The following is a 23,116-nucleotide window of genomic DNA, read 5'->3' as shown; positions in this document are numbered from 1 at the left end:
TCCTTAGTCGGCCAGGGCGATCGGCCCGATCTCATCGAATACGTCACCCGGCCCAGGGTTCTCTGGGTGAGTGCTGCCACCGAAGTGGGTCATGATGCCCCACACCGCATTCAGCGAAGTCTGCACTGCGCCCTCGACCCAGGCTGGGGTCCACGACACATCATCACCGGCGATAAAAATCCCACGTTGTTCGGCGGGCATGTCCTTCTGCATGAAGTGCGCATACATACGCTGGTTGTAGCGATAGTGGCCCGGCAGCGCGCCTTTGAAGGCCCCGAGGAAATGCGGGTCGGCTTCCCACGACACGGTGATCGGGTCTCCGATGATGCGCGCCTTGATATCGACTTTCGGGTAGATCTTTTTCAGTGCGTCGAGGGCCAGCTTCACGCGTTTGTCGATGGGCTGCGGCAGCATTTTCAGCGCGTCGCTCATCCACGAGTACGACAGGCAGATCACTCCCGGCTTGTCGTCGCCGTTATCGAACAAATAGGTGCCACGGGTCAGGCGGTCGGTGAGGGTCATGCTCATCAGGTCGCGGCCGGTTTCCGGGTCTTTGTCTTTCCAGAACGGGCGGTCGACCATCACGAAGGTTTTCGACGACTGCATGTAGCGCGTGCGGTCCAGGGCCATCCACATCTTTTGCGAGAACAGGGTTTCGTCGCATTCGATCTGGGTGGTCAGCAGCCAGCTTTGGCAGGTGGTCAGCACCGCGGCGTATTCGCTGGTGTCGCCATAGTTGTCGGTGACGGCGAAACGGCCATCGGCGGCATGGGCGATACGTTTCACCCCGGCCCGTGGCGCGCCCCGGTGCAGTGAACTCAGACTGGTGCCGGCCGGCCAGTGGGCGCAGCGCTCCGGCACATGGCGCCAGATGCCCATCGGCACCTGGGCCACACCGCCGACCACCAGGTGTTGATGGTCGTCGCAGTTGGTCATCACTACACGGAAGATTTCCAGCATGGAGTTGGGGAAGTCTGAGTCCCAACCGCCAGTGCCAAAACCGACCTGGCCGAAGACTTCGCGGTGCAGGAATGACAGCTTGGCGAACGCCTTGGAGGTAGCGACGAAGTCGTAGAAGGTGCGGTCGTCCCACAGTGGCACCAGCTTGTTCCATAGCTCCTTGAGGCGCGGCACGTCACGGTCGCGGATGGCCTGCTGGATATCGCCGAACTGCGAGCCAGCTTCCAGGGCATCGGCCCAGGCGTCCGCCACTTCCTGGAACAGCACCGGCAAGTCGGAGAGTTTTTGCGCGTAGTGGGTCTGGCCTTCAAGGTCGATGACCGTACTGCCGGACGCCGGGGTCAGTGGGTTGGGGAAAGGTTTGGTTTCCAGCCCCAGCTTATCCACGTAGTGGTAGAACGCAGTGGACGACACCGGAAAGCGCATGCCGCCCAGCTCGGCAATGATGCCTTCGGCACCTTCGAAGGCTTGGGAGCGCAGGCGTCCACCCATTTTCGAGGCTTCGTACACCACCGGCTTGAGACCGAGCTTCATCAGCTCGTAGGCGGCCACCAGGCCCGCGATCCCGGCTCCGACGATCGCCACTTCGGCACCGTGGTTGGCGGCGGGGATGCTGCCGAGGCCGGCCGGGTGTTCGATCCAGTCATCAAAGGCAAACGGAAAGTCTGGGCCAAAGATGGTGATGGGCTTTTTACCGTCTGCAGGGTGGCGATTGTTTTTGTTGAACGTGTTCATGGCTGACCTTGCTTGATACCCGGCGGGGCACGACCCGCTGAGTATAGGAAAAGATGGCAGCCAGTTTAGGGAGCGTTGCGTACGTTAATAAGACGCAATGTGTCGTCGGATTGATCTATTTTTAGTCAGAGTGACGAAGCTTGTGGTCAAACTGGCTGACCGCGATCCAATTTGTTGCTGAGGATGATCGAAGTCGTGGTTTTCTCCACGCCGTCCACGCTGCCGATCTGGTCGAGCAATTGGTCCAACTGCTCAGGCGAATCCGTGCGCAGCCAGGCGACGTAATCGAACTCGCCACTCACCGCGCACAGCTGCTGCACCTGGGCCATGGCGCTTAACCGGCGCAACACCTCTTTGCCAGAGCGCGGTTGCACGGTGATGCCCACGTAGGCTTGCAAACCACCGTCCGCCACCCGCTGGCTCAGGCGCACGCCATACCCGGTGATCACCTGGGTTTTCTCCAGGCGCGCCAGGCGAGAGGTCACCGTGGTGCGTGCGATGCCCAACTGCCGGGCCAGCATGGCCACGCTTTCGCGGGCGTTGATCTGCAAGGCGGCGATCAGTTGGCGATCGATTTCATCTAGGGCGGGCAAGGTGAGGGCTCCGAAACAGGGCAATAAGCAGGCATCTTACAGGTTGGCGTCAGCGAGGAGGCAGCGCGCAAACAGTTGCGGTACGGGGAGTTGGCGCTGGTTATAGCGACTGAGCAGAATGATTTCGCGGTAAAAGGTCAGGGTACCCAGTGGGATAATTCGTACCTTGGGCGAGCGTTCCAGCCACAACCCGGCCTGAGGAATCAGCGATACACCCAGGCCGCACTCGACCATCTTGACGATGGCCTCCAACTCGTCCAACTCCAGCGCCACCTGCACGTCAAGCTTCTGCTCACGCAGGAATCGGCTGACCAACCGACCACCAAATGAGGCCCGGTCATAACGCACGTGAGGCTGCGTCGCGAGCAGTTGCAGAGGGTTATCACCCGCTAGCCTGTCAGGCACGATCAGCACAAACGGTTCCTTGCGCAGCACCTGCACATGCAACTCCTTGGGCAGGTCGAAGGGCGGACGGATGATGATGGCCGAGTCCAACTCGCCTGCATCTACCTGGCTCAACAGTTCCAGGGACACACCTGGTATCAGCTTGCACTCCACCGCCGGCGCCGCCTGGCGCAAACGCACCAGCGCCTGGGGCAGCAAACCGGTTTGCGCGGTGGTGATGGCCCCGACTTTCAACTCGCCCCGGTATTCGTTGGCATCCACCGGTACCGCCATGCGGTTGAAGGTTTCCAGAATCTCCTTGGCCAGCGGCAGTGCGCGTAGCCCGGCAGCATTCAGCGTGGCCTGGCGTCCGGTGCGGTCGAACAACGGCACGCCGAGGGCCTGCTCCAATTGACGAATCTGTGCACTGACCGCCGACTGCGTCAGCCCGATATGCATACCCGCCGCCGCAAACGTGCCGTGCCGGGTTACCGCAATAAAGGTTTTCAGTTCGCGCAGCATGGGCCTCTCGATTGATCGAAATAATTTGAGCTCGATGCAAAAACTATCGTCTTTTCATCGTCAGGAGCAAGGCTAAACTCGATGCACTTAACGCCCATAGAGGTTTGACCTGATGACACTTGCGCCTTTTCACCTGGCAATTCCGGTATTCGACCTGGCCGCCGCGCGGCACTTCTACGGCGACGTCTTCGGCCTGGAAGAAGGCCGCTCCAGCGACCATTGGGTCGACTTCAACTTCTTCGGCCACCAATTGGTGATCCACGAACACCCGAAAACTGCCTCGCAGGAGGCTGCCCACACCAATGCCGTAGACGGCCACGATGTGCCTGTGCCGCACTTTGGCGTGGTGCTGGGCTGGGACGATTGGCATGCCTTGGCGGAGCGCTTGCAGGCGCGGCAAACCCGGTTCGTGCTGGAACCGCATATTCGGTTCAAGGGGCAGGTGGGGGAGCAGGCGACGTTGTTTCTGTTTGATCCGTGCGGGAATGCGCTGGAGTTCAAGGCGTTCAGGGATATTGGGCAGTTGTTTGCGAAGTGAGGCTGCCAGACACACAAAAGCCGCGCAATGCGCGGCTTTCTTGTTTGGTGGGCCCACACGGACTTGAACCGTGGACCAAAGGATTATGAGTCCTCTGCTCTGACCAACTGAGCTATAGGCCCTGTAACAGGTCGCGGATTATAACGATGGTTTCCCCGCTGTGCCATCCGAATAATCCTCAATGCGCATACGAAGAAACGTAGCAGCAAAAAGCTCGGGCGGTAGCGGCAGGCTGACGATGTAGCCTTGCATCTGTTCGCAGCCTTCGGACGCCAGGAAGGCTTGCTGTGCGGGGTTCTCCACGCCTTCGGCGATGATGGTGAATTGCATGCTGTGGCCCAGGGCGATGATGGCGCGCACGATGGCGGCGTCGTGGGGGTCGTCGGGCAGGCCGCGGACGAAGGACTGGTCGATCTTGAGGAAGTCCAGGGGCAGGCGCTTGAGGTAGCTGAGGGATGAATAACCGGTGCCAAAGTCGTCAATGGCCAGCTGTACGCCGAGGTCTTTGAGCTGGTGCAATACCTCCAGCGCTTCTTCGGCCTGGCTCATGATGAAGTTTTCGGTGATTTCCAATTGCAGGCGGCCGGGGTCAAGTTGGTAGTCATGCAGCAACTGTTCGATACGGCCCAGTAAGCCGGGGTGGCGTAACTGCGCGCCAGCCAGGTTGACCGACAGTGGGCCGAAGTCGTCGAAGTGGCCTTGCCAGGCGTGCATTTGCCGGCAGGCTTGTTCCAGCACCCAGTCGCCAATCTGCAGGATCATGCCGTTTTCTTCGGCCAGGGCGATGAAGTGTTCGGGGGGCACGTCGCCAAAGGTGGGGTGGCGCCAGCGGATCAGGGCTTCGGCGCCGATGAGTTCGTGGGTCGTCAGGCTCAGTTTGGGCTGGTAGTAGAGGCTCAACTCATCGCGCTCGATGGCGCGGCGCAGTTCGTGTTCGAGTGCCACGCGTTCGTTGGCCTGGGCGGTGAGGTCGCGGGTGTAGCTTTCAACCCGGTTGCGACCCTTGGCTTTAGAGCGATACATCGCGGCGTCTGCGTTCTTGACCAGCGTGGCAACGTCGGTGCCGTCCTCGGGGTAGAGACTGGTGCCGATGCTGGCGCTGATGAAAAACTCGTGCTCACCCGCCTGGAACGGCGGTGTGAAGCAGGCCAGCAGTTTATTCGCCAGGTACTGGGCGTCGCTGGCGTGCTGCAAGCCGGGCAGCAGGATGATGAATTCGTCGCCGCCCAGGCGGGCGACGGTGTCGATGTCCCGCAACTGTTCCTTGAGGCGTACCGCGATGTCTTTGAGCAGCAGGTCGCCAATCGGGTGGCCGAGGCTGTCGTTGATGTGTTTGAAACGGTCCAGGTCGAGAAACAGCACGGCGCCTTGTTTGCCGGTTTCCTGATGGCCGTTGAGGGCCGCTTGCAGCCGGCTTTCAAACAGCGTGCGGTTGGGCAGGCCGGTCAATGGGTCGTGGTGCGCCTGGTAGTCGAGGCGGGCCTGGGCAAGTTTGAGGCTGGAGATGTCGGCAAACACTGCGACGAAGTGCGTGATCAACTGGTCGCGATTGCGCACGGCACTGATCGTCAGCCAGCTTGGGTACACTTCGCCGTTCTTGCGACGATTTGAGATCTCGCCCTGCCAGTGGCCCTGGGCAGTCAGTTGATGCCACATGGCGGCGTAGAACGCACTGTCATGCAGGCCGGAAGCCAGCAGGCGCGGGGTGTGGCCGAGGGCTTCGGCCTCGCTGTAGCCGGTAATCTCGGTGAAGGCGCGGTTGACGGCGCTGATGTTCTGGCGGGTATCTGTGATCAAGACGCCTTCGGCCGTGCTCTCGAACACCGTGGCGGCCTGTTGCAGTTTTTCCTGCATCAGCTGGCGCTCGGTGATATCGCGGGCGATGGTCAGCATGCAGTCTTCGTCGCCGATCGGCAACGGACGGCTGGACAGTTCGCACAGGCGGATCTGCCCATCGCTGCGGCGGATATGGCAGATGAAGTCACGCACAAAACCATCGCGCTGCATCATTTCCAGCATGTGTTTGCGTTCGTTGAGGTCGACCCAGATGCCCAGGTCCAAGCTGGACTGGTCGAGGGAGGTGGCGCTGGTGAAGCCGGTGATTCGGCTGAAGCCATCGTTCACTTCAATCAACAGTCCATCGCGCTGTCGACTCAGCAGCAAGCCGTCGGGGGAGGCGTGGAAGGCCTTGGCGAATTTCTCCTCGGAGGTTTGCAGTTGTTGCTGGGTTTCCTTGAGTTGGGTGATGTCACGCACCACCACGACGATGGCTTCTGTGGTGTCGAGTTGGAACGGTTCGGCGGAAATCAGCCCGGTGAAGGCCTGACCGTTGCTGCGCAGAAAGGGCATTTCCAGGTTGCGGATACTGGTGGTCTGCACCCGTTGCAGCAGGTCGGGCCCGACGCCCTTGATGCCCCAGATATTCAACTCGGTAGCGGTTTTACCGACGACCTGTTCGGCCGTCAGACCAATCTGGTCTTCAAACGCCTTGTTCACTTCCAGCAGGCAGCCATCAGACAGTCGTGCGATCACCAGCATGTCCGGGCACTGCTGGAACACCGAGGCGAACTTTTGCTCGGACAGCTGCAAGGCTTCCTCGGTGCGCTTGGCCTCGCTGATATCGATCATCAAGCCGCGCAGAACCGGCTCATGACCATGTTCGATCAGGCTGACAATGTCACGCACCCACAAGCAACGGCCGTCAGCGGTGATCACCCGGTAATCAATGCTGTGGTCGCGGTTGGCACGGGTTTCGCGATAGCAGTAGGCTTCGGTGCGGATCAGGTCGGCGGGGTGAATGATGTTGCGCCAGAAGCCTGGGATCAGCCAGTGCGCACGCGGGTAACCGAGCAAATCTTCAGCGTGGGGCGACACATAGCTGTAGGTGAAGTCGGTGATACTGGCTTCCCAGGCAATGGCGGACAGGCTCTCCACCAGGCCGCGATAGTGGTATTCGCTGCTGCGCAGTTCCTGTTCGAGGGCGACGCGGCGGGAGATTTCCGAACTGAGCCGGCGATTGATCCGAATCACCACGGCCAATACGGTACTCAGCAAGAGCACTGCGGGCAGGCCGTAGGTCAGCAGGTCGGTCCAGAAGGTGCGGTGATCGGTAAAGCTGCCGACCCAATGTTGCTGGATGGCGTCGGTTTCTTGCGGGCTGAGGTCGGCGAGTACCTTGTCCAGAATGCCCACCAGCATTTTGTTGTCACGCGGTACGCCCATCGCCAATTGGTAGCGGTAGGGTGTTTCGCCGCTGACGTACAAGCCGTCGAGCTTGAGTTGGCGCAGGCTCCAGACACTGGAGGCGAGATCGCCGACCACTGCATCCACTTCATCGGTGGCCAGGGCTTGCAGCGTCGAGCTGACATTCGGCATGGCCACCAAGTTGAGATCCGGGTGATGGGTGCGCAACAGCTCATGGGGGGCGTAGTTTTCCACCACGGCAATCTTCAAGCCGTAGAGGTCCTTCAGGGTACGTGGTTTGGCGCCGCCCTCATGGGCCAGGATGACGATGGGAAAGTCCAGGTAAGGCCGTGTGAACGCCATGTAGCCCTGACGTTCCGGCGTGGACATGATGCCCGGCAGCAGGTCGAGCTGATTGTTACGGGCCTGTTCCAGTACCGCACTCCAGTTCGCCGGCTCGATCAATTTGACGCGCACGCCAAGGCGGTCCTGGATCAGGCGCACATAATCCGCTGCCAAGCCTTGGTAGCGGCCATTCTCGTCACGGTATTCAAAGGGTGGCCATGACGCATCCACCCCGAGGCGCAGCTCCTGATGGTCCGCCAGCCAGCCACGCTCATCATCAGTAAGAGTCAACGCGCCAGCCGTTGCGGTCCAGGTCAGCAGCGACAGCAGCAACACAGTCGGCAATCTGGGCATAACGGTCTCGTTATGGCACGGGGAATGTTTCGAGTGTAGACGGGCATTGCGGGGGAGGAGGAGGGGCGCAGGATTTTATCGATACAAAACAAAACCCCCGGCCTGGGCCGGGGGTTTTGGTATCACTCGTCGAGGAAGGAGCGCAGATGCTCGCTTCGCGTCGGGTGGCGCAACTTGCGCAGCGCCTTAGCTTCGATCTGACGGATCCGCTCGCGGGTCACGTCAAACTGCTTACCGACTTCCTCAAGGGTGTGGTCGGTATTCATGTCGATGCCGAAACGCATGCGCAGTACCTTGGCTTCACGGGCAGTGAGGCCGGACAGTACGTCGCGAGTCGCTTCTTTAAGGCTCTCAACGGTGGCGACATCGATTGGCGACTGCATGGTCGAGTCTTCGATGAAGTCACCCAGGTGGGAGTCTTCGTCATCACCAATCGGGGTTTCCATGGAGATCGGCTCTTTAGCGATCTTCAATACCTTGCGGATTTTATCCTCAGGCATTTCCATGCGTTCGCCCAGCTCTTCCGGGGTCGGTTCGCGACCCATTTCCTGCAACATCTGCCGGGAAATACGGTTGAGCTTGTTGATCGTCTCGATCATGTGCACCGGAATACGGATGGTGCGGGCCTGGTCGGCGATCGAGCGAGTGATCGCCTGACGGATCCACCAGGTGGCATAAGTCGAGAACTTGTAACCGCGACGGTATTCGAACTTGTCCACAGCCTTCATCAAGCCGATGTTGCCTTCCTGAATAAGGTCGAGGAATTGCAGGCCACGGTTGGTGTACTTCTTGGCGATGGAGATCACCAGACGCAAGTTCGCTTCAACCATCTCTTTCTTCGCGCGGCGGGCCTTGGCCTCACCGATCGACATGCGACGGTTGATGTCCTTGATCTCGGCAATCGTCAGACCGGTTTCGGTCTCCAATGCTTGCAACTTCTGCTGGCAACGAATGATGTCCGGCTGCAGGCGACCAATGGCTTCAGCGTATTTCGCCTTGCCCTTGGCCAGTGCGTCGGTCCAGCTTTCGTCTACTTCGTTGCCCGGGAACTGGCGCAGGAAGTCGGCACGCGGCATGCGTGCATCACGGACACAGAGCTGCATAATGGCGCGCTCTTGTGCACGCAGACGCTCCAAGGCACTGCGAACACGCTCAACCAGGCCTTCGAATTGCTTCGGTACCAGCTTGATTGGCATGAACAGCTCAGCCAGGGCCAGCAGCTCGGCGATTGCCAGCTTGTTGGCGCGACCATGCTTTTTCAGGGCCTTGCGGGTGATTTCCATTTGATCGGAAACCGCACCGAAACGCTGGGCAGCGATGATCGGGTCTGGACCGCTTTCAACTTCATCTTCGTCGTCGCCGCTGGCTTCAGCGTCGTCGTCTTCGGAGTCGTCGTCCGCTTTCGCAGCCTTGGCATCGACTGGCGGCGGCACTTCGGCGGCCGGCGGCGCAATGCCATCGTCCGGGTCGATGTAGCCACTCAGTACGTCGGACAGGCGACCACCTTCGGTGGTGACGCGGGTGTACTCGGAGAGAATATGGTCAACCGTGCCAGGGAAGTGCGCGATTGCGCCCATCACTTCACGGATGCCCTCTTCGATACGCTTGGCGATTTCGATTTCGCCTTCGCGTGTCAGCAGCTCGACGGTACCCATTTCACGCATATACATGCGCACAGGGTCGGTGGTACGACCGATATCGGTCTCCACAGCAGCCAGCGCGGCAGCCGCTTCTTCAGCGGCAGCCTCGTCGGTATCGGCGTCCGCCAGCATAAGGGAATCCTTATCTGGCGCAGCTTCGAATACGTTGATCCCCATGTCGTTAATCATGCGGATGATGTCTTCCACCTGCTCTGGATCTGAAATATCCTCAGGCAGGTGGTCGTTGACCTCCGCGTAAGTCAGGTAACCCTGCTCACGACCGAGAACGATCAACTCTTTGATACGAGACTGCTGTTGCGCTTTTCCGGACATAACACCCTATCCACTGAAGGTCTTGGCGGGCAAAAAACAAGCCGAGGATTATACCCGAGCTATGACCTCACACGCCAGCTGAGGTCGGGTTTGATGCGGAAACATTCTGTTTTAAGAGGTCGCGCATCTGTTTTGCTATCTGAATTTGCTCTTCAGCCGATAATCCAGGCTGCCTTGCTCTCTTGATGAGTTCGTCGAGGGTCTGCGTGTGCTGACCCGCGGATAACCTAGTAATGGTGTCTAAAAACTGTTGTTCAAGGTTATCGCCGTCAATTAGCCACTCCTTTTCTGCGAGTGCTTTCAATAACCGGCCTTGTTCGGTGCCATGCCAACGCGCCATCAACTGAATGGAGTTTAGCTTAGGATTTTTCTGTACCGCCTCGATCAAGGCGATCAGTACCTGGGCATAAGTGTTACTTGCGTTGGCAAAGTGATCGGCGCTCTCGACCTTTTCCGCCAATTGCGGGTGGTGGATGAGCGTGCGCAGGGCAATGAGCGTTGGCGCCTCTACAGCAACCGGCGTTCGTGGGGCATAGGGCTCGTCGCGATCACCGCGCTTGCCGTTCTTGCTCCAGGGTTTCTTTTCCCATTTCTTGCCGTCGTTGCCAGACTTTTTCGGTGTCCACTCCTGCTGGGGCGCGTAGGCCTCCTGCGGTTGATGGAAGTCGGAATAGTCCGGCATAGCGTCGTAATCCATGCCTGGGTCGTAGGTCGGCGGCGGCGCATCATGCGGCGCGTTGTGCACCAGCTGGCTGACGGCTTCGCCGCTTAGCCCGGTGATTTCCTGCAGGCGCATGCGCATCAACGATTTCAGGTTGGCGCCGGGGACTTTGTCGATCAGCGGCGCCGCAAGGGTGGCCATATGGGCCTTGCCTTCAAGGGAGCGCGGGTCGGCTTCCTCGGTCAGTTGCTGGAAGAAATAGTCTGCCAGCGGTTGAGCATGTTGATTGATGCGTGCGCGGAATGCATCGGTGCCTTCAGAGCGAACCAGGGTGTCCGGGTCTTCGCCTTCGGGCAGGAACAGGAAGCGCGCGCGCCGTCCATCTTGCAGGCTGGAAAGAGTTGCCTCCAGTGCGCGCCAGGCGGCGTTGCGGCCGGCCTGGTCACCGTCGAAGCAGAACAATACGCTGGGCACCACGCGAAACAGGCGCTTCATGTGTTCTTCGCTGGTCGCGGTGCCGAGTGTGGCGACGGCATTGCGCAGGCCCTGTTGGGCGAGCGCGATCACGTCCATATAGCCTTCAACCACGATGATTTCATCGAGATTGCGGTTGTTCTTGCGCGCCTCGAACAGGCCGTAGAGCTCCTGGCCCTTGTGGAACACTGGGGTTTCCGGGGAGTTCAGGTACTTGGGCTTGTCGTCCCCGAGCACACGGCCACCAAAGGCGATGATGCGGCCCCGGCTGTCGCGGATCGGGAACATCACGCGGTCGCGGAAGCGGTCGTAGCGTTTGCCGGTTTCGGCGTTTTCCACCAGCAGGCCGGCGTCGATCATGGCCTTTTGCTGGAGGGTGTCGCTGCTCAGGTGCTTGTACAGGTTGTCCCAGCCGGGCGGGGCGAACCCCAGGCCGAAGTCGCGGGCGATTTCCCCGGTAAGGCCGCGGCCTTTCAGGTAGTCAACGGCGGCCTTGCGCTGCGGATGGCTTTTAAGCGCCTGACGGTAAAAGTCGGCAGCGGCCGTCAGCAGCGGGTACAGCGGCGAATCGGTGGGTTGGCGCGGCTTGTGCGCACGGCCACTTTCTTCGCGTGGGACTTCCATACCCGCCGCTTTTGCCAGGTCCTCGATCGCCTGGGGGAAGTCCAGGTTGTCGTGGTCCATGAGAAAGCCCAGGGCGTTCCCGCCTGCGCCGCAGCCGAAGCAGTAATAGAACTGCTTGTCCGGGCTGACGCTGAACGATGGGGTTTTCTCTTTATGGAACGGGCAGCAGGCGGTGTAGTTCTTGCCGGCTTTTTTCAGTTGCACGCGCGAGCTGACAACATCGACGATGTCGGTGCGGTTCAGAAGGTCGTCAATAAAGCTCTGGGGAATCAGCCCGGCCATGGCGTTCTCGTCATCACTGCGTGTCAATGAGGGCCCATTGATTGCTCAAGCGCACGCGTTGCGCGGCTCGATCATCAGTTGTCTGCTTGGGCATTCAGGAAGTGTATCTGCCGTTCATTCACTGACGTTAGTTTCAATCAGGGTTTTGGCATGGAAATGTTGCCCCGGCATCCGGTCTTGGCCAATGGCGGCCTCGGAAGCTCATCGTCGGGCACAGTCGATACAGTTGATCGCCTGTTTGAAGAATAAGTGTGCTCGTCAGTAGCCTTGATAGGCTCGTCAGAAGACGTGCACCGCTGGCAAAAGAGCCAGTCCTGACGTGTGAAGCAGTTGTCTCGGTCGCGTCTGCGGCGTCAACAGTGAAGCATCAAGCGATATCCGCAAATGCCATTAGCCCGGCTGAGGGCCGGGCTTGGCAGAAGCTTGCTACGAACGTCTGTGTATTAGTACAGACGAACGGCGCGGCGCTGTTCGCGCTGAACTTTCTTGGCGTGACGCTTAACAGCGGCTGCTGCTTTACGCTTACGCTCAGAAGTTGGCTTCTCGTAAAATTCGCGGCTACGAACTTCAGCCAGTACACCGGCTTTTTCGCAGGAGCGCTTGAAACGACGCAGAGCTACGTCGAAGGGTTCGTTCTCTTTAACTTTGACGGCTGGCATCCAGAGCTACCTTCTTTCATTACCGGGATCAACGTTCTCGTCGCAAAAAATTCGCGGCTGAGGTCGTCGGTTTTTAAGGGTTGCGGATGTTAACCCCTCATTGCCCGGAATGCAAAGCCTCTGATCGAAAACCGCTAGTCGGGAGGGGGAGTGACGACTATTATGCGCGCCTTCGAATTCAGCCTCTACAAGGCGCAAACCCATGCTAGTACTGGGACTTGAAACCTCCTGCGACGAAACCGGTGTCGCACTTTACGACAGTGAACGCGGGCTCTTGGCCGATGCGTTGTTCAGTCAGATCGACCTGCACCGCGCCTATGGTGGCGTGGTTCCGGAGCTGGCCAGCCGTGATCACGTCAAACGCATGCTGCCCCTGATCCGTCAGGTGCTGGATGAAGCCGGCTGCGTGCCGACCGAGATCGATGCAATCGCTTACACCGCAGGCCCCGGATTGGTCGGAGCCCTGCTGGTTGGGGCTTCTTGCGCCCAGGCGCTGGCGTTTGCCTGGGGCATTCCGGCCCTCGGCGTGCACCATATGGAAGGCCATTTATTGGCGCCGATGCTGGAAAAAACACCGCCAGAGTTCCCGTTCGTCGCATTGTTGGTTTCGGGCGGCCATACGCAGTTGGTTCAGGTGGATGGCATTGGTCAATACACCCTTTTGGGTGAGTCCCTGGACGACGCTGCCGGTGAAGCTTTCGACAAGACCGCCAAGATGATGGGCCTCAATTATCCCGGTGGCCCGGAAATCGCGCGTCTCGCCGAAAAAGGTGTAGCGGGCCGTTACACCTTCCCGCGCCCGATGTGTGATCGCCCTGGCCTGATGTTCAGCTTCAGTGGTTTAAAAACCTCCGCGCTGAACACTTGGCAGCACAGCGTCAGCGCCGGAGACGACAGCGAGCAAGCCCGTTGCGACATCGCGCTGGCGTTCCAGCAGGCCGTGGTGGAGACTTTGACCATCAAGTGCAAGCGCGCCCTGAAACAGGCGGGCATGAAGCGTCTGGTGATTGCAGGCGGCGTCAGCGCCAACAAAGCCTTGCGCACGTCGCTGGAAAAAATGCTCGGCGACATGAAGGGCGACGTGTTCTACGCCCGCCCCGAGTTCTGCACCGACAACGGCGCGATGATCGCCTATGCCGGTTGCCAGCGTTTGCAGGCTGGGCAGCACGAAAGCCTGGCAATCAGCGTGCAGGCGCGCTGGCCGATGGAGCAGTTGTCGCCGTTGTAAGGCCGCGAAATGGGCCGGGCGCATCGACTGTATTTAAAAATGCCGTTCGCGCCCGGCAAACAGGTCGCGTAAATTGCCCCGGTGGCGCCAGACGATCAGCAGTGTCAGCACGCTCATCGGCAGCAGTGCCGCCGGTTCTTGCCAGGCCAGTAGCGGCAGGGTGAGCGGGGTGGCGATCAGCGCGGCGAGCGAGCTGGTGCGGGTCAGGTAGAACGTGAGCAGCCAGGCGAGTACGGCCAGCAAGGCCGCCGGCGGGTAGATTCCCAGCAACATGCCAGCTGCCGTGGCGACGCCTTTGCCACCGCGAAAGCGGAAGTACAAGGGAAACAGATGGCCGAGGACTGCGCATACGCCGATCCAGGCCTGCTGTTGCAGGGTCAGGCCGGCGAGGCTGGCGATCAGTACGGGCAACAAGCCCTTGCACAGGTCGCCGAGCAGCGTCAGTACGGCGAGTTTCTTGCCGGCCAGGCGCAACATATTGGTGGCGCCGGCATTGCCTGAGCCACTCATTCGCGGGTCGGGATTTCCCGTCAGGCGGCTGAGCAAAATGGCGAAGGACAGCGAGCCGAGCAGGTAGGCGAAAATCGCCAGTGACCAAAACATGCTAACTATTCCGGGCGAGGACGCCCTGATTCTAACGGGGCATCGCGCCCTTGTCGTGCTGCGGAGAAGAGTGCTTGGACAGAGTGTTTATCGAAGGCCTGGAAGTCGACACCGTCATCGGGGCCTACGACTGGGAGCGCGGAATCCGCCAATGCCTGCGCCTGGACCTGAGCTTCGCCTGGGATAACCGCCCGGCCGCCGCCGGTGACGACCTGACGTTGGCGCTGGATTACGCCAGTGTATCCGCGCGTATCCAGGCCTTCGCCGAACAATCCCAGTACCAACTGGTGGAAACCTTCGCCGAACGCCTGGCTGAAGTATTGATGAGTGAATTCCAGATTCCCTGGTTGCACCTCAAGCTGACCAAGCCAGGCGCCGTGCCGGCTGCCAAGGGTGTGGGCGTGGAGATCGAGCGCGGATGCCGCTAACTCAGGTTTACCTCGGCCTAGGCAGCAATATCGAGCGCGAGTCTCATCTGCGCGCTGGCCTGGATGCGTTGGCGAGTTTCTTGACCGATCTGCGCTGTTCGGCGGTGTTCGAAAGCCAGCCGGTGGGCATCAAGAGCGGTCCGTTCTTCAATCTGGTGGTGTCGGCCCACACCGACCTGCCGTTGATGGAGCTGGACCGCCGGTTGAAATTCATCGAGGCCGACAATGGTCGCTATGCGCCGGATCGCAAGGGCTTGCCGCTGGATATCGATGTGCTGTTGTATGGCGATCTGGTGGGCAATTTCGATGGTTTGATCCTGCCACGTGCGGAAATTCTCAAGAACGCCTTTGTGCTTTGGCCGCTGTCTCTGATGGCACCGGAGCGTGTGCATCCTGAGGTGGGCAAGACCCTGGCCGAGCTATGGCGCGATGCGCAGATTGACCAGGTGCTGGCGCCTGTCGGGTTTGAATGGCAGGGCCAGCAGCTGACGCCAGGCACACTCCTATAGGGTGTGCTGTTCCTTGTAGGCTTTCAGGGCCCTGAGCCGTTCGCGCTTAAGTGCCTCGCCCAGCTCCGGGCCTTTGAAGCCTTTCTCCAGCAGCGGCGCAACGGCAACCTCGCGAGCTGCCTTCGCCGCCCCGCGCAAATAATCCGCTTGTGGATAACTTCTCTGCTCCAGGCCTTTGCGGCCTCGGGCGTCCATCTCGCAAGCGACGATGAACTCCTCAAAGCGCTGTGGCCGACGGTAAACGTCGAAACTTTGCAGCAACTCCAGCAAGGTCGAGGCTTTCAGCTCCAACGCACGATGACCATGGGTGTGATACTGGCCGACCAATAACGCCAATTCCTGGCAATCCCTTGGCACCTTGAAGCGCTCATTGACGGCCTTGATCAGCTTCAATCCCCGCTGCTCATGGGCGATGTGCTGCGGCAACTTATCCACAGGTGTCGTGCCTTTGCCCAAGTCGTGCAGCAAGCAGGCCCAGCGTACGGTCAGGGGTTGCTGGTGCAAGGCAGCCTGTTCCAGCACGCTCAAGGTGTGAATGCCGGTGTCGATTTCAGGGTGATGGGCTTCGGGTTGTGGGACGCCGAACAGCGCGTTCACTTCTGGCATCAAGGTTTTCAGCGCATCGCAGTCGCGCAGGACCTGGATGAACATTTGGGGCTGGTCTTCCATCAGCGCGCGGGAGATTTCTTTCCAGCTGCGCTCAGGCGTCAGCGCCTCGAGTTCGCCGGATTCGCTGAGCTGGCGCATCAGTCCGAGTGTTTCTGGTGCGACGGTAAAACCCAGTGATGCGTAACGTGCAGCGAAGCGTGCAACGCGCAACACACGCAGGGGATCTTCGGCGAACGCCGGAGAAACATGGCGAAGCGTGCGAGCTTCAAGATCGCGCTGACCGTGATAAGGATCGGTCAAGTTGCCGTCATCGTCTTCCGCCATGGCGTTGATCGTCAGGTCACGGCGGATCAGGTCTTCTTCCAGCGTCACCTCGGGGCTGGCGTGAAACACAAAGCCGCCATACCCCCGGCCGCTTTTGCGTTCAGTGCGGGCGAGGGCGTACTCGTCACCGTTTTTTGGGTCGAGGAACACCGGAAAGTCAGAACCCACCGGCTTGTAGCCCTTGGCGAGCATCTCTTCGGCCGTCGCGCCCACCACGACGCGGTCGATATCGGTAACCGGGATACCCAAGAGACGATCCCGTACCGCACCGCCGACTTTGTAGATTTTCATGAAAAAGCCTCCATTAGCGGCACAGGATACCGCCTGTGCCTGGCCAATGGAGGCTTTGCTGTTTCAGAGATGAACGACGGCCAGGTCCAGCCGGCCGTAGTCGTTGTCGTTGTGATCGGTGCGCGGAGGCACGTGGTGGGTTTTCATCACCTGGTCGCCCTGCAGGGTTTCCAAATGAATATCGAAGCCCCACAACCGGTGCAGGTGCTTGAGTACTTCCTCGGTGGATTCGCCCAGGGGTTTGCGGTCGTGCTGCTGGTGGCGCAACGTCAACGAACGGTCGCCACGCACATCGATGCTGTAGATCTGCACGTTGGGCTCGCGGTTACCCAGGTTGTACTGCGCCGCCAGGGTTTCGCGGATGGTGCGGTAGCCGGGTTCGTCGTGGATGGCCGGCACCACCAAGTCATCTTTGAGGTCGTCATCCAGGATACTGAACAGTTTCAGGTCGCGAATCACCTGCGGCGACAGGTACTGCAGGATAAAACTCTCATCCTTGAAGCTGCTCATGGCGAACTTGATGGTGGACAACCAATCACTGCCGGCGATTTCCGGGAACCAGCGGCGGTCTTCCTCGGTGGGGTGTTCACACATGCGCCGGATATCGCGGTACATGGCAAAGCCCAGGGCATAGGGGTTGATACCGTTGTAGTAAGGGCTGTCGAAGCCGGGCTGGAATACCACGCTGGTGTGGGAGGTGAGGAACTCCATCATGAAGCCGTCGGTGACCAGGCCTTCGTCGTACAGGTCGTTCATCAGCGTGTAGTGCCAGAACGTGGCCCAGCCTTCGTTCATCACCTGGGTCTGGCGCTGTGGGTAGAAGTACTGGGCGATCTTGCGCACGATACGCACGATTTCCCGCTGCCAGGGTTCCAGCAGCGGTGCGTGTTTTTCCAGGAAATAGAGGATGTTTTCCTGCGGTTCGGCGGGGAAGCGCGCATTGTCTTTGTCGCTGTTCTTTCCGGCTTTTTTCGGAATGGTGCGCCACAGGTCGTTGATCTGTTTCTGCAGGTGCTCCTCGCGCTCCTTCTGGCGCAGGCGTTCTTCCTCGGCGGAGATCGGATACGGGCGTTTGTAGCGGTCGACGCCGTAGTTCATCAGCGCATGGCAGGAATCGAGCAGGTCCTCCACCGCATCGATGCCGTGGCGCTCCTCGCACTGCATGATGTACTGCTTGGCGAACACCAGGTAATCGATGATCGAACTGGCGTCGGTCCAGGTGCGGAACAGGTAGTTACCCTTGAAGAAGCTGTTATGCCCATAGCAGGCATGCGCCACCACCAGTGCCTGCATGCAGATGGTGTTCTCTTCCATCAGGTAGGCGATGCACGGGTCGGAGTTGATCACGATCTCGTAGGCCAGGCCCATCTGACCGCGGGTGTAGGACTTCTCGGTGCTGAGGAAGTGTTTGCCGTAGGACCAATGGTGATAACCCAGCGGCATGCCTACCGAAGCGTAGGCATCCATCATCTGTTCGGCGGTGATCACTTCGATCTGGTTGGGGTAGGTGTCCAGGGCGTAACCCGCCGCTATGCGGCTGATTTCCCGGTCATAGGCCTGGATCAGTTCAAAGGTCCACTCGGAACCCGTGGAGATCGGTTGGCGTCTTTGCTCTTTTTTGGCGGTCATGTCACTAACCTGCGCTGGAAGAGTTCACGGAAGACCGGGTAGATATCGCCGGCCGAGACCAGTTGCTGCTGGGCGAACGTGTCGGCAAAGGCTTCGCCGATGCGCTCGTATTCGAACCACAGGGCCTGATGCTCACGGGGGGTGATTTCAACGTAAGTGTAGTACTGCACGAACGGCATGATCTGGTTGATCAGGATGTCGCGGCAGATCGGGGAGTCGTCGTTCCAGTTGTCGCCGTCTGAGGCCTGGGCGGCGTAGATGTTCCACTCGTTGGCCGGGTAGCGCTCGGCCATGATCTCCTGCATCAGCTTCAGTGCGCTGGACACTATGGTGCCGCCGGTTTCCCGGGAGTAGAAGAACTCTTCTTCGTCAACTTCGCGTGCGCTGGTGTGATGGCGGATGAACACGACGTCGATCTTGTCGTAGTTGCGCTTCAGAAACAGGTACAAAAGGATGAAGAAGCGCTTGGCGATGTCCTTGGTGGCTTGGGTCATGGAGCCCGACACGTCCATCAGGCAGAACATCACCGCCTTGGAGCTGGGGTTGGGTTGTTTGACCAGCAAGTTGTACTTCAAGTCAAAGGTGTCGAGAAACGGCACGCGGTGGATGCGCGCGCTGAGTTTCTCGATTTCCGCCTCGATTTGCTGGATATCGCCGAAGTTGTCCGGTTCTTCACGCTTCAGGCGCGCCAACTCTTCCTTGGCTTCCTTCAGCTTGGCGCGGCTGCTGCCCGATAGGGCGATACGCCGGGCATGGGCCGAGCGCAGGGTGCGGATGATGTTGATACGGGACGGGTTGCCCTCGTTGCTGATCCCTGCGCGTACCGTCTTGAAGGTGTCGGTGCCGGTCAGGTTGCGTTTGACCAGGTTGGGCAGTTCCAGGTCTTCGAACATGAACTCGAGGAATTCTTCCTGGGTGATCTGGAACACGAACTCATCCATGCCTTCGCCGGAATTGCCCGCCTTGCCCGGCCCTTTACCGCCGCCACTGCCTTGGGGGCGCTGGATATGTTCGCCGGTGGTGAATTCCTTGTTGCCGGGATGAACCACGGTCTGTTTGCCGCCCCGGCCGTGGTGCAGCACCGGTTCGTCGATGTCCCGCCCCGGAATGCTGATTTGTTCGCCATGCTCCATGTCCGTGATGGAGCGGCGGCTGACGGCCTCTTCGACGGCCTTTTTGATGTGGTCACGGTAACGCCGCAGGAAACGCTGGCGGTTTACCGTGCTCTTGTTCTTGCCATTGAGGCGTCGGTCGATCACATAGCTCATGGGGAGCCCTCCGGGCAGCTTCACGTTACAAGCTTCAAGCCGCGAGCTGGAAGCTTAGAGACAAGCGGTCAGCTGCCAGGCCAGTGGCCTGGCAGTTCACGCCTGTCGCTGCCTTACTGCGATTTGCGAACCCGCAGATACCACTCGGAGAGCAGCCGTACCTGTTTGTCGGTGTAGCCGCGCTCGACCATGCGTGTGACGAAGTCGTTGTGTTTTTGCTGATCCTCCTTGCTGGCCTTGGCGTTGAAGCTGATGACCGGCAGCAGATCCTCGGTGTTGGAGAACATTTTCTTCTCGATGACCACCCGCAGTTTCTCGTAGCTGAGCCAGGTCGGGTTTTTGCCATTGTTGTTGGCACGGGCGCGCAGCACGAAGTTGACGATTTCGTTGCGGAAATCCTTCGGATTGCTGATACCGGCCGGTTTCTCGATTTTTTCGAGTTCCTCGTTGAGGGCCACGCGGTTGAGAATCTCGCCGGTTTCCGGGTCGCGGTATTCCTGGTCCTGGATCCAGAAGTCGGCGTACAGCACGTAGCGGTCGAAAATGTTCTGGCCGTATTCGCTGTAGGACTCCAAGTACGCAGTCTGGATTTCCTTGCCGATGAACTCGATGTAGCGCGGTGCCAGGTATTCCTTGAGGAAACGCAGGTAGCGTTCGCGGGTCTCGGCCTGGAATTGTTCCTGTTCGATCTGCTGTTCCAGCACGTAGAGCAGGTGCACCGGGTTGGCGGCAATTTCGTGAGGGTCGAAGTTGAAGACCTTGGACAGGATTTTGAACGCGAAGCGCGTCGACAGGCCGTTCATGCCCTCATCCACACCGGCGGTGTCGCGGTATTCCTGTATGGACTTGGCCTTGGGGTCGGTGTCCTTGAGGTTTTCGCCGTCGTACACGCGCATCTTCGAATAGATGTTCGAGTTCTCCGGCTCCTTGAGGCGTGACAGCACGGTGAACTGGGCGAGCATCTTCAAGGTGTCGGGTGCGCAGTGCGCCTTGGCCAGGGAGCTGTTGAACAGCAGCTTGTCGTAGATCTTGATTTCATCGCTGACCCGCAGGCAGTACGGCACCTTGACGATGTAGATCCGGTCGATGAACGCTTCGTTGTTCTTGTTGTTGCGGAAGGTGTGCCACTCCGACTCGTTGGAGTGCGCCAGCAGGATCCCGGTGAACGGAATCGCCCCCAGGCCTTCGGTACTGTTGTAGTTACCTTCCTGGGTCGCGGTAAGCAGTGGGTGCAGCACCTTGATCGGTGCCTTGAACATCTCCACGAACTCCATCAGGCCCTGGTTGGCCCGGCACAGCGCGCCCGAATAGCTGTAGGCGTCGGCGTCGTTCTGTGGGAACTCTTCCAGTTTGCGGATATCGACCTTGCCCACCAGCGCCGAGATGTCCTGGTTGTTCTCGTCGCCAGGCTCGGTCTTGGCCACGCCGATCTGGTTGAGGATGGACGGGTAGAGCTTGACCACGCGGAACTGGCTGATGTCACCGCCGAACTCGGCCAGGCGCTTGGTGGCCCAGGGCGACATGATGGTGTTGAGATAGCGGCGTGGAATACCGAAGTCTTCTTCGAGGATCGCGCCATCTTCGGTGGCGTTGAACAGGCCCAGGGGCGACTCGAAGACCGGTGAGCCCTTGATGGCGTAGAAGGGCACCTTCTCGATCAATTGTTTGAGCTTCTCGGCCAGGGACGATTTACCACCGCCGACGGGGCCAAGCAGGTAGAGGATCTGTTTCTTCTCTTCCAGGCCTTGAGCGGCATGGCGGAAGTAAGAGACGATCTGGTCGATGCATTCTTCCATCCCGTGGAAGTCTTCAAAGGCCGGATAGCGGCGGATCACCTTGTTGGAAAATATTCGCGACAGGCGCGAATTGTTCGAGGTGTCTATCAGCTCCGGCTCGCCAATTGCCAGCAGCAGGCGTTCGGCGGCAGACGCGTAGGTGCTGCGGTCCTGTTTGCACAGCTCGAGATACTCTTGCAGCGTGAGTTCTTCCTGCTGTGTGGACGCGAAGCGTTGTTGGAAGTGGCTGAATATACTCATGACGTCGTCACCTCGCTCGATACGTGGAGCCGACGCCGGATCAATCAGTCGATGCTGGCAGACATTGGCAGACGCCAATGGCCGTTTTCCCCCCAGAACACCCTGAAACGCTACCGATGACCCGCACGCCGGTGTACCGGCTCTCCCCTGATTCGGATGGCCTGCGCTTAAGGATAGTTCGGAATCGGAGAGGTCAAGGCGCGATGCGCAATTAGTTTAGCTGCGCCGTTCGTCAGAAACGGCGCGAGCCCAAGCGTCACGCGGGGTAGCGGGGTGTGAAAAAAATTATTGCGAATTGCCTGAAGAAATTTCCGCAGGATAAGTCGTACGCCACAGTTCAAAGCCGCCGTCCAGGCTATAGACGTCGGAGAAGCCCTGGCTGATCAGATAGGCTGCTGCGCTCTGGCTGGAATTGCCGTGGTAACAGGCCACGATCACCGGCGCATCAAGGTCGGCGGCTCGGATGAAATCGGCGATGTTGACGTTGTCCAGGTGCTGGGCGCCGGTGATGTGGGCGGCTGCGTAGGTCGGTTGGTCACGGATATCGACCACCACCGCGCCTTGCTCGCGCAGGGCCTGGGCTTGTTCGGGAGGGATACGTTTGAATTCGCTCATGGCGGGCTCCTATGGCTTGGCAGTAGCCGGCAGTGTAACGGGAAGAGGGGGTTCGCACTGGCAGCTATAACGCTCGCCGGTGTCGATGTTCATCAGGGTCATGGCGCCGCCCCACACGCAACCGGTGTCGAGGGCGAATACGCCGGGCTCATTGCACTTGCCCTCAAGGGCCGCCCAATGGCCAAAAATGATCTGGGTGTCACGGGTCTTGCGCTCTTTGTGAGCGAACCACGGCTTGTAGCCCGGCAGCGCAGTGTCCGCGCCTTCCTTGCTCTTGAGGTCGAGCTTGCCCTCGGCGGTGCAGAAGCGCATGCGCGTGAAGTAGTTGGTGATGACCCGCAGGCGCGTGACGCCGCTGAGGTCATTGTCCCACTTAACCGGCTCGTTGCCGTACATGCCGTCGAGGTAGGCGGTATATAGGTTGTCATCGGCCAGGGCGCTTTCGACTTCAGCGGCGCACTTGAGGGCTTTCTTCAGTGTCCACTGGGGCGGGATGCCCGCATGGACCAAGGCCATGTTGCGGGCTTGGTCGTAATGCAGGATTTTTTGCCGGCGCAACCAGTCGAGCAGTTCGGCGCGATCCGGCGCTTCGAGAATTTCCCGCAGGGTGTCGCCCTTTTTCAGGCGCTCGATGTTATTGCCGGCAGCCAGCAGGTGCAGGTCGTGGTTGCCCAATACGCAGACCAAAGAGTCGCGCAGGCTATATAAATAGCGCAGCGTTTCCAGGGATTGCGGGCCGCGATTGACCAGGTCACCCACCAGCCACAGGCGATCGTTGGCCGGGTCGAAGGCCACGCGTTCAAGCAGGCACTTCAGGGGTTCCAGGCAGCCTTGCAGGTCGCCGACCGCATACGTCGCCATCAGTGCAGGGCTCCCGGCACGGCGAGGCGGAAGGGCTTGATGATGGCGTCGAACAGTTGGCCATCGGTGGCTTTCATTTGATACGAGCCTTGCATGGTGCCGACTTTGGAGGTCATTACCGTGCCGCTGCTGTAGGTATGGCTGGCGCCACTGTCGATCAACGGTTGCTGACCCACCACGCCAGCCCCGCGAACTTCTTCGACCTGACCGTCACCGTCGGTGATCACCCAGTGGCGCGACAGCAGCTTGGCCGGCACCAGCCCGTTGTTTTTCACCGTGATGGTGTAGGCAAAGGCGAAGCGGTTGTGTTCAGGTTGGGATTGGTCCGCCAGGAAGCGGGTGACGACGCTGACGTCGATCTGGTAGCGAGGATCGGACATGCAAGAGGCCTTAAAAGCGGAGGACAGCAGATGCGGGTCAGTCTAGGC

General features: G+C 59.6%; 19 protein-coding genes and 1 tRNA gene. 4 read left to right on the top strand and 16 right to left on the bottom strand.

Annotation, left to right across the window (positions count from 1 at the left end):
• Positions 1 to 3 precede the first annotated feature (3 nt).
• The 3 genes from OZ428_RS30390 to OZ428_RS30380 all read right to left on the bottom strand — a co-directional run bounded on the left by OZ428_RS30390 (position 4) and on the right by OZ428_RS30380 (position 3,194).
• Complete coding sequence (locus OZ428_RS30390) at positions 4 to 1,695, bottom strand: flavin monoamine oxidase family protein (protein WP_269132170.1); 1,692 nt, start codon at positions 1,693 to 1,695, stop codon at positions 4 to 6.
• Positions 1,696 to 1,841: 146 nt separating this feature from the next.
• A complete protein-coding gene (locus OZ428_RS30385; protein WP_038843036.1) occupies positions 1,842 to 2,288 on the bottom strand; it encodes an Lrp/AsnC family transcriptional regulator in 447 nt (148 codons plus the stop codon).
• Positions 2,289 to 2,324: 36 nt separating this feature from the next.
• On the bottom strand, positions 2,325 to 3,194 hold the full coding sequence (locus OZ428_RS30380) for a LysR family transcriptional regulator (protein ID WP_269132169.1): 870 nt from the start codon (positions 3,192 to 3,194) through the stop codon (positions 2,325 to 2,327).
• A 112-nt stretch (positions 3,195 to 3,306) separates the two neighbouring features.
• Between OZ428_RS30380 and OZ428_RS30375 the strand changes: the two genes are divergently transcribed.
• Entirely contained in the window at positions 3,307 to 3,732 is a 426-nt protein-coding gene (locus OZ428_RS30375; protein ID WP_033898104.1) for a VOC family protein, read from the top strand.
• Positions 3,733 to 3,777: 45 nt separating this feature from the next.
• Here the strand turns inward: OZ428_RS30375 and OZ428_RS30370 are convergent.
• The 5 genes from OZ428_RS30370 to rpsU form a co-directional block, all read right to left on the bottom strand.
• A tRNA-Ile gene (locus tag OZ428_RS30370) sits at positions 3,778 to 3,854 on the bottom strand.
• Positions 3,855 to 3,870: 16 nt separating this feature from the next.
• On the bottom strand, positions 3,871 to 7,614 hold the full coding sequence (locus tag OZ428_RS30365; protein WP_269132168.1) for a bifunctional diguanylate cyclase/phosphodiesterase: 3,744 nt from the start codon (positions 7,612 to 7,614) through the stop codon (positions 3,871 to 3,873).
• Between the two features lie 122 nt (positions 7,615 to 7,736).
• Positions 7,737 to 9,587: an RNA polymerase sigma factor RpoD gene (rpoD, locus tag OZ428_RS30360; protein ID WP_033898106.1), complete on the bottom strand. Its 1,851-nt coding sequence runs from the start codon at positions 9,585 to 9,587 to the stop codon at positions 7,737 to 7,739.
• Positions 9,588 to 9,654: 67 nt separating this feature from the next.
• The gene (dnaG, locus tag OZ428_RS30355; RefSeq protein ID WP_269134236.1) at positions 9,655 to 11,628 is read right to left on the bottom strand and encodes a DNA primase; all 1,974 of its coding nucleotides are present in this window, start codon (positions 11,626 to 11,628) and stop codon (positions 9,655 to 9,657) included.
• Positions 11,629 to 12,071: 443 nt separating this feature from the next.
• On the bottom strand, positions 12,072 to 12,287 hold the full coding sequence (gene rpsU / locus OZ428_RS30350) for a 30S ribosomal protein S21 (protein WP_002551877.1): 216 nt from the start codon (positions 12,285 to 12,287) through the stop codon (positions 12,072 to 12,074).
• Positions 12,288 to 12,489: 202 nt separating this feature from the next.
• Between rpsU and tsaD the strand changes: the two genes are divergently transcribed.
• The gene (gene tsaD, locus OZ428_RS30345) at positions 12,490 to 13,515 is read left to right on the top strand and encodes a tRNA (adenosine(37)-N6)-threonylcarbamoyltransferase complex transferase subunit TsaD (protein ID WP_017739515.1); all 1,026 of its coding nucleotides are present in this window, start codon (positions 12,490 to 12,492) and stop codon (positions 13,513 to 13,515) included.
• Between the two features lie 33 nt (positions 13,516 to 13,548).
• On the opposite strand, the gene plsY is transcribed toward tsaD, so the two are convergent.
• On the bottom strand, positions 13,549 to 14,118 hold the full coding sequence (gene plsY / locus OZ428_RS30340) for a glycerol-3-phosphate 1-O-acyltransferase PlsY (RefSeq protein WP_010206988.1): 570 nt from the start codon (positions 14,116 to 14,118) through the stop codon (positions 13,549 to 13,551).
• Between the two features lie 74 nt (positions 14,119 to 14,192).
• Here plsY and folB point away from each other — a divergent pair, with 74 nt between their 5' ends.
• Positions 14,193 to 14,546 (top strand): dihydroneopterin aldolase, encoded by a 354-nt coding sequence (gene folB, locus OZ428_RS30335; protein WP_015886183.1) that lies wholly within the window; start codon positions 14,193 to 14,195, stop codon positions 14,544 to 14,546.
• On the top strand, positions 14,537 to 15,055 hold the full coding sequence (gene folK, locus OZ428_RS30330; protein WP_133075363.1) for a 2-amino-4-hydroxy-6-hydroxymethyldihydropteridine diphosphokinase: 519 nt from the start codon (positions 14,537 to 14,539) through the stop codon (positions 15,053 to 15,055). The genes folB and folK overlap by 10 nt, the downstream gene beginning before the upstream one ends.
• On the opposite strand, the gene OZ428_RS30325 is transcribed toward folK, so the two are convergent.
• From OZ428_RS30325 to apaG, 7 genes are all read right to left on the bottom strand, one after another.
• A complete protein-coding gene (locus OZ428_RS30325; protein WP_133075362.1) occupies positions 15,050 to 16,279 on the bottom strand; it encodes a multifunctional CCA addition/repair protein in 1,230 nt (409 codons plus the stop codon). The genes folK and OZ428_RS30325 overlap by 6 nt on opposite strands.
• Positions 16,280 to 16,342: 63 nt before the next feature.
• A complete protein-coding gene (locus OZ428_RS30320) occupies positions 16,343 to 17,908 on the bottom strand; it encodes a SpoVR family protein (protein ID WP_033898111.1) in 1,566 nt (521 codons plus the stop codon).
• Positions 17,905 to 19,176 (bottom strand): YeaH/YhbH family protein, encoded by a 1,272-nt coding sequence (locus tag OZ428_RS30315; RefSeq protein WP_269132167.1) that lies wholly within the window; start codon positions 19,174 to 19,176, stop codon positions 17,905 to 17,907. Before OZ428_RS30315 ends, OZ428_RS30320 begins: the two co-directional genes overlap by 4 nt.
• Before the next feature lie 113 nt (positions 19,177 to 19,289).
• Positions 19,290 to 21,212 (bottom strand): PrkA family serine protein kinase, encoded by a 1,923-nt coding sequence (locus OZ428_RS30310; protein WP_016977873.1) that lies wholly within the window; start codon positions 21,210 to 21,212, stop codon positions 19,290 to 19,292.
• Positions 21,213 to 21,497: 285 nt separating this feature from the next.
• The gene (gene glpE, locus OZ428_RS30305; protein ID WP_033898114.1) at positions 21,498 to 21,827 is read right to left on the bottom strand and encodes a thiosulfate sulfurtransferase GlpE; all 330 of its coding nucleotides are present in this window, start codon (positions 21,825 to 21,827) and stop codon (positions 21,498 to 21,500) included.
• 9 nt (positions 21,828 to 21,836) lie between these two features.
• Positions 21,837 to 22,688, bottom strand: a complete 852-nt coding sequence (locus tag OZ428_RS30300; protein WP_133075361.1) for a symmetrical bis(5'-nucleosyl)-tetraphosphatase — start codon at positions 22,686 to 22,688, stop codon at positions 21,837 to 21,839.
• Positions 22,688 to 23,068, bottom strand: a complete 381-nt coding sequence (gene apaG, locus OZ428_RS30295; protein WP_003194726.1) for a Co2+/Mg2+ efflux protein ApaG — start codon at positions 23,066 to 23,068, stop codon at positions 22,688 to 22,690. The genes OZ428_RS30300 and apaG overlap by 1 nt, the downstream gene beginning before the upstream one ends.
• Positions 23,069 to 23,116: the final 48 nt, after the last annotated feature.

It is taken from the genome of Pseudomonas sp. GXZC, assembly GCF_026967615.1.
Classification (GTDB): domain Bacteria; phylum Pseudomonadota; class Gammaproteobacteria; order Pseudomonadales; family Pseudomonadaceae; genus Aquipseudomonas; species Aquipseudomonas azotoformans_A.
The sequence above is the reverse complement of the archived record's forward strand: the minus strand, read 5'-3'. Positions and strand labels throughout refer to the sequence as shown.